Source organism: Aquabacterium sp. NJ1, from assembly GCF_000768065.1.
GTDB lineage: Bacteria > Pseudomonadota > Gammaproteobacteria > Burkholderiales > Burkholderiaceae_C > Aquabacterium.
Genome location: NZ_JRKM01000001.1, coordinates 1,307,851 through 1,323,978 on the forward strand (window position 1 = coordinate 1,307,851; position 16,128 = coordinate 1,323,978).

The 16,128-nt window shown below is 64.8% G+C and carries 16 protein-coding genes; 11 read left to right on the forward strand and 5 right to left on the reverse strand.

The window, feature by feature from the left end:
• Positions 1-41 precede the first annotated feature (41 nt).
• The 6 genes from JY96_RS05675 (at position 42) to nth (ending at position 4,300) form a co-directional block, all read left to right on the forward strand.
• Positions 42-662, forward strand: a complete 621-nt coding sequence (locus JY96_RS05675; RefSeq protein ID WP_035035704.1) for a LemA family protein — start codon at positions 42-44, stop codon at positions 660-662.
• Between the two features lie 84 nt (positions 663-746).
• Complete coding sequence (locus JY96_RS05680; RefSeq protein WP_035041418.1) at positions 747-1,631, forward strand: YgcG family protein; 885 nt, start codon at positions 747-749, stop codon at positions 1,629-1,631.
• A gap of 10 nt (positions 1,632-1,641) precedes the next feature.
• Positions 1,642-2,145 (forward strand): TPM domain-containing protein, encoded by a 504-nt coding sequence (locus tag JY96_RS05685; protein WP_035035707.1) that lies wholly within the window; start codon positions 1,642-1,644, stop codon positions 2,143-2,145.
• Between the two features lie 90 nt (positions 2,146-2,235).
• Entirely contained in the window at positions 2,236-2,994 is a 759-nt protein-coding gene (locus JY96_RS05690; protein ID WP_035035709.1) for a PEP-CTERM sorting domain-containing protein, read from the forward strand.
• A gap of 62 nt (positions 2,995-3,056) precedes the next feature.
• A complete protein-coding gene (locus JY96_RS05695; RefSeq protein ID WP_052162177.1) occupies positions 3,057-3,650 on the forward strand; it encodes a DUF3617 domain-containing protein in 594 nt (197 codons plus the stop codon).
• Positions 3,651-3,658: 8 nt separating this feature from the next.
• Positions 3,659-4,300: an endonuclease III gene (gene nth / locus JY96_RS05700; protein WP_035041424.1), complete on the forward strand. Its 642-nt coding sequence runs from the start codon at positions 3,659-3,661 to the stop codon at positions 4,298-4,300.
• Between the two features lie 76 nt (positions 4,301-4,376).
• Here the strand turns inward: nth and JY96_RS05705 are convergent, their stop codons facing one another.
• Positions 4,377-5,351, reverse strand: coding sequence for an SGNH/GDSL hydrolase family protein (locus JY96_RS05705; protein WP_052162178.1), 975 nt, complete (start codon positions 5,349-5,351; stop codon positions 4,377-4,379).
• A 134-nt stretch (positions 5,352-5,485) separates the two neighbouring features.
• Positions 5,486-6,400: an SDR family oxidoreductase gene (locus tag JY96_RS05710; RefSeq protein WP_035035712.1), complete on the reverse strand. Its 915-nt coding sequence runs from the start codon at positions 6,398-6,400 to the stop codon at positions 5,486-5,488.
• 62 nt (positions 6,401-6,462) lie between these two features.
• Between JY96_RS05710 and JY96_RS05715 the strand changes: the two genes are divergently transcribed.
• The 3 genes from JY96_RS05715 (at position 6,463) to JY96_RS21990 (ending at position 9,626) form a co-directional block, all read left to right on the forward strand.
• Positions 6,463-7,506 (forward strand): CDP-6-deoxy-delta-3,4-glucoseen reductase, encoded by a 1,044-nt coding sequence (locus JY96_RS05715; RefSeq protein ID WP_035035716.1) that lies wholly within the window; start codon positions 6,463-6,465, stop codon positions 7,504-7,506.
• A gap of 42 nt (positions 7,507-7,548) precedes the next feature.
• Positions 7,549-7,965 (forward strand): HIT family protein, encoded by a 417-nt coding sequence (locus JY96_RS05720; RefSeq protein ID WP_035035718.1) that lies wholly within the window; start codon positions 7,549-7,551, stop codon positions 7,963-7,965.
• A gap of 182 nt (positions 7,966-8,147) precedes the next feature.
• Positions 8,148-9,626 carry an ATP-binding protein gene (locus JY96_RS21990; RefSeq protein WP_052162179.1) on the forward strand — a complete coding sequence of 493 codons (1,479 nt, stop codon included), beginning with the start codon at positions 8,148-8,150 and terminating at the stop codon, positions 9,624-9,626.
• Positions 9,627-9,713: 87 nt separating this feature from the next.
• Here JY96_RS21990 and JY96_RS05730 read toward each other — a convergent pair whose 3' ends face one another.
• The 3 genes from JY96_RS05730 to JY96_RS05740 are packed head-to-tail and all read right to left on the reverse strand — an operon-like array spanning position 9,714 to position 13,770.
• Positions 9,714-9,923 (reverse strand): hypothetical protein, encoded by a 210-nt coding sequence (locus tag JY96_RS05730; RefSeq protein ID WP_035035720.1) that lies wholly within the window; start codon positions 9,921-9,923, stop codon positions 9,714-9,716.
• 5 nt (positions 9,924-9,928) lie between these two features.
• Positions 9,929-11,452: an HlyD family type I secretion periplasmic adaptor subunit gene (locus JY96_RS05735; RefSeq protein ID WP_035035722.1), complete on the reverse strand. Its 1,524-nt coding sequence runs from the start codon at positions 11,450-11,452 to the stop codon at positions 9,929-9,931.
• The gene (locus JY96_RS05740) at positions 11,449-13,770 is read right to left on the reverse strand and encodes a type I secretion system permease/ATPase (RefSeq protein ID WP_081961065.1); all 2,322 of its coding nucleotides are present in this window, start codon (positions 13,768-13,770) and stop codon (positions 11,449-11,451) included. The genes JY96_RS05735 and JY96_RS05740 overlap by 4 nt, the downstream gene beginning before the upstream one ends.
• Before the next feature lie 392 nt (positions 13,771-14,162).
• On the opposite strand from JY96_RS05740, the gene JY96_RS05745 reads away from it, so the two are divergent.
• Together JY96_RS05745 and JY96_RS23060 are read left to right on the forward strand one after the other, a co-directional pair.
• Positions 14,163-14,888 carry a hypothetical protein gene (locus JY96_RS05745; protein WP_152606369.1) on the forward strand — a complete coding sequence of 242 codons (726 nt, stop codon included), beginning with the start codon at positions 14,163-14,165 and terminating at the stop codon, positions 14,886-14,888.
• Between the two features lie 54 nt (positions 14,889-14,942).
• Positions 14,943-16,127: a WD40 repeat domain-containing protein gene (locus JY96_RS23060; RefSeq protein WP_152606370.1), complete on the forward strand. Its 1,185-nt coding sequence runs from the start codon at positions 14,943-14,945 to the stop codon at positions 16,125-16,127.
• Position 16,128: the final 1 nt, after the last annotated feature.

A 16,128-nucleotide genomic window follows, 5' to 3' on the forward strand; every position in this document is an offset into this window, starting at 1 on the left:
AAGCTAGGCACTTGAACTGCCTTGCCTGAAAGGTCCACCGAATGACTGCTGCCCCGCTCTCCCTGCTTCGTCGCCTGGCCGCGCCCGCCAGCGCCGCCGTGCTGGCCCTGTCTCTGACCGGTTGCGGCTACAACGACTTCCAACGCCTGGACGAACAGACCCAATCGGCCTGGTCCGAGGTGCTCAACCAGTACCAGCGCCGCTCCGACCTCATCCCCAACATCGTGGCCACCGTCAAGGGCGAAGCCGCCTTCGAGCAAGACACGCTGACCAAGGTGGTCGAGGCCCGCGCCAAGGCCACCAGCATCCAGGCCACCCCCGAGTTGGTCAACAACCCCGAGGCCTTCAACAAGTTCCAGCAGGCCCAGGGCGAGCTGTCTGGCGCCTTGTCGCGCCTGCTCGTGGTCAGCGAGAACTACCCCAGCCTCAAGGCCAACCAGGGCTTCCAGGATCTGCGCGTGCAGCTTGAAGGCACCGAGAACCGCATCACCGTGGCCCGCAACCGCTACATCAAGTCGGTGCAGGACTACAACGTGCTGGCCCGCAGCTTCCCCTCCAACCTGACGGCCATGGTCTTCAGCTACCACGTCAAGCCCAACTTCACGGTGCAGAACGAAGCCCAGATCTCGACACCGCCCACTGTGGACTTCAACAAGAAGTAAGGCCCCCGCGTGCACACCCGCGCAGCACGGCAGCAGCCAGCCCGCATCGGGTGGCGTTCGGCATGGCTGAAGCTGTGCACGTGGCTGATATGCAGCGTGATCGGCGGCCTGATCGGCCTGCCCCCCTCGGCAGCCCTGGCGGCAGACACCCCCGGTGACGTGCTGCCCGTGCCGCCGCTGAGCGGCCACGTGATCGACCAGAGCCAGACCCTCAGCCCCGATCAACAACAAGCCCTCGAGCGCAAGCTCGCCGCCTTCGAGCAGGCCCGAGGCACGCAGATGGTCGTGCTGTTGGTGGCCAGCACCTTGCCCGAGGACATCGCCGCCTATGCGCAACGGGTGGGTGACACCTGGAAGATCGGCCGCCGCGATGTGGGCGATGGCCTGCTGATCGTGGTGGCCAAACAGGACCGGCGCATCCGCATCGAGGTGGCCAAGACGCTGGAAGGCGCCGTGCCCGATCTGGCTGCCAGCCAGATCATCGAACGGGCCATCAAACCGGCTTTCAAGGCGGGTGACTATGCCGGTGGGCTCAACCTGGGTGTTGATCAGTTGATCGCCCGCATTCAAGGCGAGAACCTGCCCTTGCCCGATGCCCGACCCGCCAACTCGCGCAGCCACAACGAGGGCTTCCAGTTCAATGACCTGCTGGTCTTCGGCCTGATCGGCGTGCCCATCGTGTTCGGGGTGCTCAGCAGCATCCTGGGCCGCAAAGGCGGCGCACTGGCCACCGGCCTGGTCACGGGTGGTCTGGTCTGGCTGGTCACCACCAGCCTGTTCATCGCGCTGGCGGCCTGGGTCGCCGCATCGCTGTTCGCACTGGCCTTTGGCACGGGCGGCCGTGGCGGCCCCGGCGGCTGGGGTGGGCCACCGATGGGCGGTGGCTGGGGCGGCGGTGGTGGCGGCGGCGGCTGGTCATCCGGTGGGGGTGGTGACTTTGGCGGCGGCGGCGCCTCCGGCAACTGGTGAGGCGGCAAACATGAACACATTGGCACGCTGGGCACGCCACATCTGGCTGGACGCCGCAGACACCCGACGCCTGCTGGGTGCGGCCGGCTTGCAGCGGCTGGAGCAAGCCGTGCGCGACAGCGAAGCCCGCCACATGGGCGAGTTGCGCGTGTGCGTGGAAGCCGGGCTCAGTGCAGGGGCCTTGTGGCGCGGCATCTCTTCGCGAGCGCGCGCCATCGAGCTGTTCAGCCAGCTCCGGGTCTGGGACACCGAGCACAACAACGGCGTGCTCATCTACCTGCTGCTGGCCGAACGCCGCATCGAAATCCTGGCCGACCGGGGCCTGCACATCCGCACCGACAGTGCGGTGTGGCACGGCATCACGCAGCAACTCTCGGCCTCGCTGCAAAGTGGCCAGTACGAAGCCGGTCTGACCCAGGCCATCACCGCGGTCAGCGAGCTGCTGCGCCAGCACTTCCCGCTGTCAGGCCGGCCCAATCCCAATGAGTTGCCGGATGCCGTCGTGCTGATCTGATGCCACAGGGCATCCAGGCACGGGATTGACCGAACGCGGCATGCCCGCCGAAACTGGGCGGGTTTCCATAACGACACAGGGACTTTCTCCATGAAGATGAACACGTTCGTTCGTGCCAGCGTTCTGGCCGCGTCGGTGGCCGCCACCCAGGCCGCCTCGGCCGCCCCCGTGAACTACACGTTCTCCACCCGAGCCCAAGCCTTGGGCAACGCCGACCTGATCGCCCTGCTGGGCAGCAACAGCCAGGTCAGCGGGCAGTTCACCTATGACAACTCGGCCCCCTACTTCGGCAACTCGGCCGAGCTCGGGTTCGAAGGTAATGCGGCCATTTACGTCGGCGACGCCCTGACACCACGCGCGCTGTCTCCCATCAGCGGCACCGTGGCGGGCCACACCTTTTCGGATGTCGTTGGCGCGGTCAGCGTCTCCAACGATCTTGCGGCGCCCTCCCCCTTCAAGGATGCGCTGATGTTCTCGGCGGACCCCAGCCCCAAAGCGGGCTCGAACACCCTGCCGACCGACTATCCCCGTCAGCTTGCCGGTTTCGACATCGGCGACTACCGCCTCGTCAACGTCCGGCTGTTCTGGGTCAGCGGCCTGGGTGGTGCGGCCGACTTTCTGGCCAGCACGGACCTGCCTGCCGCATTGCCCACGCTGACCGGTCGACTGGCCCTGGACTTCGTGCGCATCAGCGACCCGCTCAACACCGCCAACACCCCCTTCTACAACAATTCGGTCTTCTTTGAAGGGATGGCCGTGCAGGCCACGGCGGTGCCCGAACCGGCGACAACCGTGTTGATGGCAATGGGGCTGCTGGCCCTTGCCAGCACACACACACGTCGCCGCTGAGTCGATGCGAGGCGCGGGCCTTGTGTCATGATCTTTCTCCTGACCACGCCCAGGAGCCCAGCATGCGCACGCCTCGCACCTCATCCTTCACTGCCCACCACCTGGTGATATCGCTGGCACTGGCCGGCGCCCTCGTCGCGGGCGCCCAGGCCGCCGACACCCCGCCCATCAAGCCTGGCTTGTGGCAAGTCACGGCCGATTCGCAGCAGCTCAACGGCAAGCCCCTGCCCGACATGTCGGCACAGCTGGCCGAGCAGATGAAGCGCATGCCGCCCGAGATGCGCGCCCAGATGGAAGCGCAGATGAAGGCCAAGGGCGTGCAGATGGCCCCAGGCGGCGGCAACATGGCCATCCGCATGTGCATGACCAAGGAGATGCTGGATCAGAACCGCTGGCAGAAGACCGAAGGCAACTGCAAGAACACATCCATGACCCACAGTGGCAACACCTGGAGCTGGAAGTTCACCTGCACGCAACCGGCCAGCGAGGGCGAAGGCAGCACCACCTTCACCGACAGCACCTCGTACAACAGCGACATCCGCATCACCAGCCAGCGCAATGGCCAGCCGCAAACCGTGAGCATGAAGCACCACGCCAAGTGGCTGGGCGCGGACTGCGGTGAGCTCAAGCCCCTGGCGCCCCCACCCAAGCCATGAGCACCTTGATGAAGCCGGCCGACATCCAGGCCTTTTTCGAGACCCTGCAAGCGGCCAACCCGCACCCTGAAACCGAACTGGCCTACAGCACGCCTTTCGAGCTGCTCACGGCCGTGTTGCTGTCAGCCCAGGCCACCGACGTGGGCGTCAACAAAGCCACGGCCAAGCTCTTCCCGGTGGCCAACACGCCGCAGCAGATCCTGGATCTGGGCATCGATGGCCTGTGCGACTACATCAAGACCATCGGGCTGTACAAGAGCAAGGCCAAGCACCTGATGGAGACCTGCCGCATGCTCATCGAGCTGCATGGCGGCGAGGTGCCCCGTACACGCGAGGCCCTGGAAGCCCTGCCCGGCGTGGGCCGCAAGACGGCTAACGTGGTGCTCAACGTGGCCTTTGGCGAGCCCACCATGGCGGTGGACACGCACATCTTCCGCGTGGGCAACCGCACGGGCCTGGCACCCGGCAAGACACCACTGGAGGTGGAACTCAAGCTGCTCAAGCGCATCCCGGCCGAGTTCAAGCTGCACGCCCACCACTGGCTGATCCTGCACGGGCGTTATGTGTGCCAGGCGCGCAAGCCGCGCTGCTGGGAATGCAGCGTCAGCGCCTGCTGCAAGTTCAAGCCCAAAACAGCAGCGCCCGCCTGAGCGGGAACCCAGGCAGGCGCTTGAGGCTGGCAGCGGCGCGAAGCCGCAGGATCAGGCCGCAGACTCAGATCGAGTATCAGCCGCGTGCACGGCGCACGGCCAGGCCGGTGAACACCAGGCCCACCAGCATCAGGCCGCTGGTCATCGGCTCCGGCACGGCTGAGGTCATGGCCACGGCCATGGCAGTGCCCACGGCGTCATGCACATAGGCCGTGGGGTGCACCTTGTCGAACAGGTAGTACTGATCGGGGTTGGCGCAGACCGGGGCCGTGCTGTTGGCGCCGGTGTAATCGCCCGTCCAGCAACGGTCGGTCACGTTGCCACCTGATGCTGCCAGGCCCGCGCGCACGCCAGCCAGCACGGTGGGCGTGTCAAAAACGGTGAGGTTCATGCCGGCGCTGTGGGCCTGCAGGTTGTTCATCTGTGCCGTCAGCGCGCCATTGAAGCTGGTGGACAAGGACGTCAGCAGGCTGGGCGGGATGGCGCCCGAAGTGCCGTAGAACGTGGTGGCCAGGTCAGGCAGCAGCGGCACCAGGAAGTCACGCGCACCGGCACCGTACAAGGTGCCCACTTCGGTCACCAGGTTGGTCACGGCCGTCGTCACCACGGACGACATGTTCGAGAAATTGTTCGACGCGATCGCGGCCAGGAAGTCATTGCCACCGCCCCAGACCACATACAGCGAACTGGCGCTGGCTGCCCCACCGGCCACATAGTTGTTGACCTGGCTGAGCATGCCGGTGTTGGCCACCAGCGGGTTCTGCGCCTGGAACTGGTTGCCCGTGCCGGTCAGGGCGCCACCATAAGCGTAGTCCACCAGCGGTGCCCCCAGCTTGGCTGCCATGACCTCGACGGCCACCGCACCATTGCTGAAGCGACCATTGTCGTAAGGCGCTGCGGGCACGGCACCGCCGAACTTCTGGGCCAGGTTGCCGTTGTCCGACAGGCTGTCGCCAAACACGACCACCTGGTCATACGCATACGCGGCATCGGCCGACAGGATTGCAATCAGGGCCACGCTGGCAGCGGCCACGGCACGACGGATAGACATGGTCAAACCCTTGCTGAATATTGAATGGTGAAACCCGCGAAGATAGCACCGGCTCCTGATGCAAGCCGGGCCCGCCACACCCCTATGAGAGGGAGAAGGCCCTGAACAGGGGGCATCCATGTCGCGATCCAGCCTCAGGACAAGCCGTTCTGTATCGATGGGTAACGCAAGCGCAAACGCAACTCCTGCTTGAGGCGATCGTTCTTCAGCCGGCGTGACTCGCTCATGAAGGACAACTGCATGGGGCTCAAAGCCGCAGCGGCCTCGGTCCGGCTCATGCGGGGTGGCCTGGGCAGGCCGAAGTAGTCGGCCACCCAGTCGAAGTAATCGCCCATGTGCATGTCGGTGTCGTCGCAGGCATGCACGACGCGACCTGGACGGCCTCGCCACAGCGCGGCCAGGCAGGCGCGCGCCAGGTCATCGGCGTGGATGTGGTTGGTGTAGACGTCGTCGTCTGGCTTCAGCACGGGGCTGCCTTTGCGCACGCGCTCACGCGGGTCCCCGCCTTCGCGGTCCAGCGCGTAGATGCCGGGGATACGCAGGATGCTGGCCCGCGTCCCGGCCTGTAGTGCCTGCCGGCGGCCCCACCACCGCACGCGCGCCTCGGCATCCACACGACGGCGACCACGGTCGGTGGCCGGTGCCACGGCGCGGGTCTCGTCAAACAGGGCGCCTTGGGCATCACCATAAACACCGGTGGTGCTGCCATAGACGAACGATTTCACGCCGCCACGCCGCGCCAGCGCCGCGAGCAGCCGCGTGGTGCGCGGATCGGTCGCCCCATGGCCCGGTGGCGGTGCCAGGTGCAGCACCCGCGTGGCCAGGCCAGCCAGCCGCGCCAGGGTGGCGGGGTGATCCAGGTTGCCCAGCAGCGGCACGATGCCCGCTTGCCGCCAGACTGCCACCTTGTCCCGCTGCGAGGTCAGGGCCAGCACCCGGCAGCGTGGCAGGAGCAGGCCCGCCGCGCGGCTGCCCACATCACCACAGCCCACGATCAGCACACGTGTTTGACGAAACCGGGTATGTCGTGCGGGTTGCGGATAGAACATGGCGGGGGGAGATGAAGTCTGAGCGAAAATCGACCCCGTGATTCTGATCGAGGTTTGTGTTCATGAGCTTTTCCGTCACCATCGCGCCCAGCGGCCGTGCCTTCACCATGCAACGGGACGAAACCGTACTGGGCGCGGCCATCAATGCCGGCATCGGCCTGCCCTATGGCTGCAAGGACGGTGCTTGCGGCTCCTGCAAGTGCAAGCTGATCGAAGGCCGCGTGATCCACGGGGCGCACCAGGCCAAGGCCCTGAGCGCTGCGGAAGAAGACGCGGGCTACATGCTCACCTGCTGCGCCACGCCGCAAACCGATCTGGTGATCGAGGCCCGGCAGGTGGTGGGCATCGGTGACCACCCCGTCGTGAAGATGCCCACGCGCGTGACCAGCCTGCACCGCGCTGCACCCGACGTGATGGTGCTGCGCCTGCAACTGCCCGCCACGCACAACTTCGGTTTCCGTGCCGGGCAGTACATCGAGTTCGTGCTCAAGGACGGGCACCGCCGCAGCTACTCAATGGCGAACTCGCCAGAAGAGGTCAAGGCAGCCGGCATCAACGGGCTGGAGCTGCACATCCGGCACATGCCCGGCGGCCTGTTCACCGACCACGTCTTCGGCACCATGAAAGAAAAGGACATCCTGCGCGTGGAGGGGCCGTTTGGCACTTTCTTCCTGCGTGACGACTCCGAGCGCCCCGTCGTGCTGCTGGCCTCGGGCACCGGCTTTGCGCCGGTCAAGGCCATCATCGAGCACATGCGCCACGCCGGCATCGCGCGCCCCACCGTGCTGTACTGGGGTTGCCGCAGCAAGGTCGACCTGTACATGCACGAGTGGGCCGAGCAACAGATGGCCGAACTGCCCTGGCTGCGTTATGTGCCCGTACTGTCGGAAGCCAGGCCCGAAGACAAGTGGCACGGCCGCACGGGGCTGGTCCACCACGCGGTGCTGGCTGACCTGCCCGATCTGTCCGGCCACGAGGTGTATGCCTGCGGCGCACCCATCATGGTGTCATCCGCCCGCGCGGACTTCAGCGCCAAGGCTGGCCTGCCCGAAGAGTATTTCTACGCCGACGCTTTCACCAGCGAGGCAGACAAACACGGCGGCTGATCTCACCCGTCCGCCCACGATCGCCCAAACAAGGAGCCCACGATGAGCTACGACAACAACAACATCTTCGCCAAGATCCTGCGCGGCGAGATCCCCTGCATCAAGCTGTATGAAGACACCCATACGCTGGCCTTCATGGACATCATGCCGCAGACGGATGGCCACGCGCTGGTGATCCCCAAGGAGGCGGCCGAGACCTTGTTCGACCTGTCCGACGCCGCGGCGCAGGCCTGCATGGCCACCGTGCGCAAGATCGGCGAGGCCCAGAAGAAGGGCCTGGGCGCCGACGGCGTGGTGCTGATGCAGCTCAACGGCCCGGGCGCCGGCCAGACCGTGCCGCACTTCCACATCCACGTGATCCCCGGCTCGATCGGCGACCTGCGCCGCCCGCACGCCACCGTCATGGCCGACCAGAACCACCTCAAGGCCTTGGCCGCCAAGATCGTCGCGGCACTGTGATCGCGCGGCGTTACACATTGATCGGCAGCTTGCGCAAATAGTGCACGAGCCACTGCCGGGCCTGGTCATTCAGGGTAATTACCAGATCTTGTGGCGCACCTGCCTGACTCCTACACTCAGTGACATGCACCGCCCCCGCGGCCACTGCCGTGGGTGTTTGCTCATCGGTGCCAGCAGCACCCATGTCGCATCTCTTCCATTCGCTGCGATTCCGCCTTCTAGCCGCCAGCACACTCATCGTGTTGCTGCTTTTTCTGGGCATGCTGTGGAACACGGCCCGCGCCCTGCACCAGATCTCGGTGGACAACATGCGGGTGTCGATCCGCCAGACCGCCGAGGCCCTGAACCTCGCCATTGCCCCCCACACCAGCACGCGCGGGCTGCGCGCCATCCAGGCCTATGTCGATGAACTGGTGAACGGCGAAGCCGACACCCGCATCGTGTACGTGGCCCTGCTCGACGAGAACCAGCACGTCATCCTGCACACGCCCGGTGCGCCCCTGCCCTTGCCGGATACCAGCCGCCCTCTGGAAGAAGAGATCAACACGGGCGTGGTCCATGCCAGCCAGCGCATCCTGCTGGACGCGGGCAAGGTGGGCAGCCTGCACTATGGCTTGTCCACCACCTTGTACAAGCGCACGCTCAACAAGGTGGTCACCCAGAACATGGTCGGGCTGCTGATTGCCCTGGTGCTGTTCATGACCTTGATCGTGGTGGTGGGGCTCAACGTCAACCGCCGCATCAGCAGGCTGATCGTGGCCTCCAAGGCCCTGGCGCAAGGTGACCTGAACGCACGAGCCCAGGTGGATGGTCGCGACGAAATCGCCTTCCTGAGCAAGCTGTTCAACAAGATGGCGCAATCCATTCAGGAGCGCATGGCCGATGGCGAAGCCAGACGCGCCGAGATCAGCGCCTTGAATGAACAACTGGAGCAGCGCGTGGCCGAGCGCACCGCCGATCTGCAGGACATGGTCAGTGGCCTGGAGAGCTTCAACCGCACGGTGTCTCACGATTTGCGCGGCCCCTTGACCGGCATTGGCAGCCTGGCCCAACTGTCGATCGAGGCCCTTGAACGCGGCGATGACTCGCTGGCCCGGAAGTTCCTGCCCGTGATCGCCAAACAGTCCGGCGCCACCACCGACATGCTCAACAGCCTGCTGCTGCTGGCCCGCGTTGGCGAAGCCGATCTCAAGCGCACCTCGGTGGCGCTGGACGCCATGGTCAAGGAAGTCATCGAGCAGATCGCGATGTCCGACACAACCCGCGCCATGCCGCAGATCATCATGCACAAGCTGCCTTTGGTGCAGGCCGACCCCGACCTGCTGCGGCCCGTGTTCGTCAACCTGATCGGCAACGCGGTGAAGTTCACCGCGCAAAGCAAGGCCGCGTGCATCGAGATCGGGGCGCAGCCGCAAACGGGCGAGGACCTCATCATCTACGTCCGGGACAATGGCCCCGGCTTCAAGCCCGACGCATCGGACAAGCTCTTCAAACCCTTTGTGCGCCTGCATGGCGCCACTTACACGGGCCATGGCGTGGGCCTGAGCATCGTGCGGCGCGCCGTGGGCCGCCATGGCGGGCGCGTCTGGGCCGATGGCATGCCTGGCCGCGGGGCGACCTTCTACTTCACCTTGCCGGATTCAGGCACACATCAGATATAGGACTTCCTCACCTAGAACTGGGCGAGGATGAACTCTGCTGTCCCGCTTGCTGAGTTCGAGGCAAACTACCCACCAACAACGCGCTGCTCAGGCCGCGACCGTCTGACTTAAACCGACTGGCCTCCGCGAAACCCGGGGCACTTCGCAGAAGTGGATCAGGCGCGTGTTGGGGAAGATGTCTCGCGCATACAGCGTTTCACCCCAGCCCGGCTGCTGCGCCCAGGTGTGGCCGATGCGGCGGAACTGGCCCGGGAAGTTCTGGTGGATGAGGAGGATGCGTTTGTGGACCTCGGCCATGACGATCAACGCTCCCGCAGGCTTTCCTTGGCGTAACTCTGCACCGGGCTGAGCAGGTACTCGATCACGCGGCGTTTGCCGGTCTTGATCTCGGCGGTGACGTTCATGCCGGGTGTCAGGCGGATGGGTTTGCCGTCCACGTTGATAGTGTGTTGTGCCAGCGTCAGGGTGGCCGGGAACACGGCACCACCTGGGGCGGGCGCCTTCTCGCCTTCCTTGTCCTGCTGTGCGGCGGCCTTGGCTGGATCCTGCATCACCGCGTCGGCCGTGATGGTGGTGACCTTGGCGGGCACGGTGCCGTAGCGTGTGTAGGGGAAGGTCTCGAGCTTGATCTCGGCTTCCTGCCCGAGGGTGACGAAGCCCACGTCCTTGTTCTCCAGGGTGACTTCGGCCGTGACTTGCGCCTGGTCGGGGACGACCACCAGCAGCACTTGCGCGGGCGTGACGACGCCGCCCGTGGTGTGGATGGCGAGCTGCTGCACGGTGCCGTCCACCGGGGCGGTGAGCGTGGTGAGCTTTTCGCGCTGGCTGGCCTTGGCGCCTTCGGCCACCAGCTGGCGGGCTTGCAGGTCGGCCTTGGCGTGGCGTTCGTTCAGGGTCTTGAGCGTGTCGGCCCTGAAGGCGAGCAAGGTCTGTTCGGCCTGGGTGATCTCGGCCTTGGTTTCTTCACGGCGGGCGCGGTAGGCGGCCAGGTCCTGCTCCATCTCGACGCGGGCGCGGGTGCGGTCCTCACCAGCGTGCTGGGCCACGAAGCCTTCCTTGGCCAGCTTGGCGAAGTCGTCTTCACGCTTTTGCGCCATGGGCAGGGTGGCCTTGAGCTTGGCGACTTGCTCGCGCACGGTTTCCAGGTCGGCCTTCTTGGTGTCGATGTCGGCTTGCAACTTGGCTTGCTGGGCCTGGATGTTCTGCCATTCGGCGTCCAGCTGGTTGCGGGCCAGGCGCAGTTCGGTCTCGTCCAGGCCACTGCCGGGGCCCTGGGCTTCGGCGGGCAGCACCGGGGGCTTGCCGTGATGTTTGTGGTGCTTGTCCAGCGCATCGAGCAGCGCCTGTGTGCGCCAGGCTTCAGACAAGGCGCCGGCTCGCTCCTGCATCACGCGGGTGTTGTCAGCGGCGGCGGCGGTGGGGTCGAGTTCGATCAGCACCTGGCCGGCCTTGACCTTGTCACCGTCTTGCACGCGGATGGTTTTGACCACGCTGGCTTCCAGCGGCTGGATGAGCTTGGTGCCCTCACTCACGACGATGCGGCCAGGTGCCACGGCCACGATGTCGACCTGACCGAAGCAGGCCCAGGTCAGCGTGATGGTGAACAGGGCGCAGATGGCCCAGATGGCGCGCCGTGGTGCGGGGTGGGGCGGTGTGGCCTGCAGGCTCAAGGCCGCGGGCAGGAAGGCGGCCTCATCGGCCAGGCGGGCCGGGCCGGCCAGTTCGTGGCGGTGCTGCCAGGCGGCCTGGAACACGGCCTTGTAGTGACGCAGCAGGTCGGCCAGCGGGTGGCGTGGCGCAGTGGCCTGGTTGGCGGCGTGGCTCATGGTTGGCCCTCCACCCCGGGCATCGGGCCAGCTTGCGCAGCGGTTGGCGGCGCGCCTGCATGGCCTGCGCGTGGACCATCATGTGGGCCATCGAGCGGCTGGCTGCCTTGCTGCATGCGCCACAGGTAGGCGTACAGGCCCTTGGGGCGCTGCACCAGCTCGTCATGCGGGCCGGCTTCGACGATGCGGCCACGCTCCATGGCGACGATGCGGTGGGCGTGGCGCACGGCGCTCAGGCGGTGGGCAATGATGATCACGGTGCGGCCCTTGCAGATGGCGGCCATGTTGCGCTGGATGATGGCCTCAGATTCGTAGTCGAGCGCCGAGGTGGCCTCGTCGAAGATCAGCACGCGCGGGTTGGTGAACAGGGCGCGGGCAATGGCCACGCGCTGGCGCTGCCCACCCGACAGCGACGAGCCCTGCTCGCCCACGATGGTGTCGTAGCCCTCGGGCAGTTCGCTGATGAAGTCGTGCGCGCCAGCCAGGCGGGCGGCGTGCATCACGGCTTCGATGGGCGCGGCCGGGTCGGCAATGGCGATGTTCTCGCGCACGCTGCGGTTGAACAGGAAGTTGTCTTGCAGCACGACGCCGATCTGGCGGCGCAACTGGGCGGCGTCCACCAGGCTGATGTCGATGCCGTCGATCAGCACGCGGCCTTGCTCGGGCGTGTACAGGCGCTGCACCAGTTTGGTCAGCGTGCTCTTGCCCGAGCCCGAGCGGCCCACGATGCCGATGATTTCGCCGGGGCGGATGTCGAAACCCACGTCATGCAGCACGGGCGCGGCCTCGGGCCGGTAGCGGAAGGTGACCTTGTCCAGCGTGATGCGGCCCTTGATGGGCGGCAGTTGCGCAGCGGTGCTCGGGGGCACCTCGGTGCGGGTGTTGAGGATGTCGCCCAGGCGCTCCATGGCGATGCCGGTCTGCTGGAACTCGGTCCACATCTGGGCCATGCGCATGATGGGTTGGGACACACGCCCGGCGAACATGTTGAAGGCCACGAACTGGCCCACCGACAGCTCATGGTCCATCACCAGCTTGGCGCCGAACCACAGCGTGGCGGCGTTGATGAGCTTGCCGATCAGGTTGATGCCTTCGTTGGCCCAGGTGGCCAGGGTCTGCGTCTTGAAGCTGGCGGACACGTAGGCGGCGAGCTGGTTGTCCCAGCGGCGGGCCATGGCGGGCTCCAGGGCATTGGCCTTCACGGTCTGGATGCCGGTGATGGTCTCCACCAGCATGGCCTGGTTCTCGGCGCCGCGCGCGAACTTCTCGTTCAAGCGCCCGCGCAGCACGGGCACCACGCCCAGGATCAGTGCGGCGTACAGCGGCAGGCTGATCAGCACGATGAGCGTGAGCGGCACGCTGTAGAGCAGCATCACGCCGATGAACAGCACCGAGAAGACCACATCGAGCACCAGCGTGAGCGCCTGGCCGGTGAGGAAGCTGCGGATGTTTTCCAGCTCGCGCACGCGGGCCACCGAGTCGCCCACACGGCGGGCCTGGAAGTAGGCCAGCGGCAGTTGCACCAGGTGCCGGAACAGGCGCGCGCCGAGTTCCACGTCCATGCGGCTGGTGGTGTGGCTGAACACATAGGCGCGTAAGCCGGTGAGCAGGCTCTCGAAGATGACGACCACCGTGAGGCCCATGACCAGCACGTCCAGCGTGGTCAGGCCGCGGTGCACCAGCACCTTGTCCATCACGACCTGGAAGAACAGCGGGCTGACCAGCGCAAAGATCTGCAGGAACAGCGAGACCATCAGCACCTCGCCCAGCAGCTTGCGGTACTTGACGATGCTGGGGATGAACCAGGTGAAGTCGAACTTCGCCAGCGCACCGGCCAGGCTGGCACGGCTGGTGGCCAGCAGCAGCTCGCCTGATCCGGAAGGAGCCCATTGCTGCACGAAAACCTCGATGGGCTCGATGGTGGGGCGCCCGCCGCCTTCGGCGTTCGGGTCCTGGAAGAGCACGCGTTGGCCGTCGCATTGGGCCAGCAGGACCCAGCGGGTGCTGCCGTCTGCCTGTTCGCCCACACCATGCAGGCGAGCCAGGGCAGGCAGAGGGGCCAGCGAGAGGCGGTCAACGGCGGTGCGGCTGATCTTGGCCTTGAGGCCCAGCTCCTTGGCGGCGCCCAGCAGCTCGTCGTCGGTGGCCGGCACGCTGGGGCTCAGGCCGCGCGTGTGCACCAGGGATTCGGGGTCCGCGGCGATGTGGTGCAGGCGTGCCAACAAACACAAAGCGACGAAAGCAGAGTGGTTGTGTGAGTGCTGAGGATCCGAATGAATGGAATTTAATGGCTCGCGGCGAGACGAGGACGAATACATAACGACGCGGCTTCCCTTGAAAAATTTTGGTTGTGTGCATTCAGAGCGAACCATGACATGCGCCTGTGACAGCAGTGTGAGAAGCGCGGCGCATGACTTGGTGATCACGCGTCTGCGCCACCCTGCGCCTCAATGCAATAACCGAGGGCCCAAACGAAGCGCCTTCTGATCGAGCAGATGTTATTGATCGTTAACCACCACGCCGAAAGGCGTTAACGCGTTTGACCTCTGGTCAACCACAAATCAGCTGCTGCCAGCCCCCCTCCATGTGGGGGCGTGAGGTCGCGTCACCGTACTGACATCAAACCAACACACCCGACGTTTATCCTGCCTCTCCAATTATCAGAAACACGGGACCCGACAGGTTCCACCATGGAGGGATGGGAGACTTCATGCGCCGGCTGTTTGTCATGGGCGTGCTCTTCGCGATTGCCATACCGGTTCTGGCTGAACCGAGTGCGTCGCAGAGCCAGTTGAGCCCACTGGAAATTCGCATCCCTTCAATCACCAAGAAGTGGAAGCTGCTAAAGGGCAGCAACAAGCCCGAGATCACCATCGGCGATATCGAGCGCTGCATAGGGCAGGACGTCAGCATGCAGCAAGAAGTCCGGGGGCTCAAGCTAACACAGTCCCAACTGGAATCAGAACGGGACGAGCTGAACAAAGCTAATGCGGACCTGGCTCAAGTCGCACAGGCACAGGAGATCAGGCGACAGGCGCATCAGGCGCGGGTAGATCAATTCCAGGCGGACAGTGCCAACCTGGCGCACCGGCTGTCAGACATCGACAAACGCAAGGCCGCGCCAGCGAAAACCAGACAGGATCTAGCGCAAACCAATCAGCTGATTGCGATCTACAACGCGGATGTGACCAAGCTCAACGGGCAAAGGCCTGCGTTGCTGGAAGAGCAAGGGGCGATCAACCAGACTGTGGCCACCTTAAATGAAGACGTGGCTCGCACCAATCAACTCGTTGCCACGTTCAATGAACGAAACGGTGGCTTTCAGAGCCGCGCAGCGATGATCGCCAGTACTTCAGCGGCATTCCATGACAACTGGCGGGTGAGCGGGTGGTGCGCAAATGAGGCCCATCTGCGTTCAACAAGCCTTCGCATCTGAACGAACAACTGCCCTACTGAATTGATGCCCTTCAACCACTTGAACAGGCCACGCATGCTTCAACAACGATCATCTTGTTTTCACCTGGGCATCGCGCTTGCCATGGCCTCGCTAGGCCTGCTCGCCAAAGGTGTGCATGCCCAAGCCGCGTGGCAAAAGGTCAAGGAATTGACCTTGCCTTACAGCATCCAGTCGTTGGACTGGCATCCTGACGGGCGCCATATTGCTGTGACGTATGGCGGAGAACCTCTGGCACAGGTTTGGGATTTAGACAGCGGCCAAGGGCTGCGGACAGTTGTGAGCACACGATGGGGTGTCACGCAATCGGGCAAGGAAATCGGCTTTAGCCCAGATGGGAAATATTTGGTTGTGCAGGATGTTGTCAGCCATAAGGACAAAGCAACGCCATTTCCGACGACGGTGAACGATCCCTTGGAGCCTGCGGCAAGAGCCGACAAAACACGCTATCAAATCGGCCGCATCTTGGCCTGGCCCTCGCTGGACGAGGTGGCCAAGCTCATGGGGCCAGGCTCTGTGCTCCATGGTGTACAGATGACTGGCTTTTGTTGGACTGGCGGCACGCCCTCCGTTTTTGCTGTACACCGCAACGCGGCCGTAGCGCTGTACAGCTTTCCACAAGGCAAGTTGCTGGATGAAGTTTCGATATTGAAGCCTCACACAGGGAATCCAAGAGTCGATGAGCCTTTGTGGTGGCGGATGGTCTGTGATGCACAACGCCCGAGGGTCGCAGTTCAAGGCTCGTTGATGCCAGAAAGAGACCTCAAAGCACTGGGTATGCTCCCAGAGCGAGGTCCTACGCCCATCGCCATCGTGAACCTGGCGACCAAGCGGCTGGAGCAAACGCTCATCACGCACGACGCACTCAACGGCATTGTGTTCACCGCCGATGGGCACTATCTGGTGGCCTATGGGCTACCACCCATGCAGGTGTGGGACGCCCAGCGCCAGTTTGTGCAGGCGGGCACCATCGTCGATCCCAAGCGAAACACCGGCACCATCGTCGCGCTGCAAGACGACTGGATCGCGGGCATGTCAGACAGCCTGCACATCTGGCGTGTGGGAACCCAACAAAAGGCCTCACAGGATCAAGCCATGCGGCCCTATAGCTGGCGCACGGCCTACCACGCATCCAGCCATACCTTGGCTGTAGCTAGCAACAACACCATCACGCTGTACCGGCTGCAGGGGCAAGCAGTCAAGTTCGCGCCGAAGCGCTGAT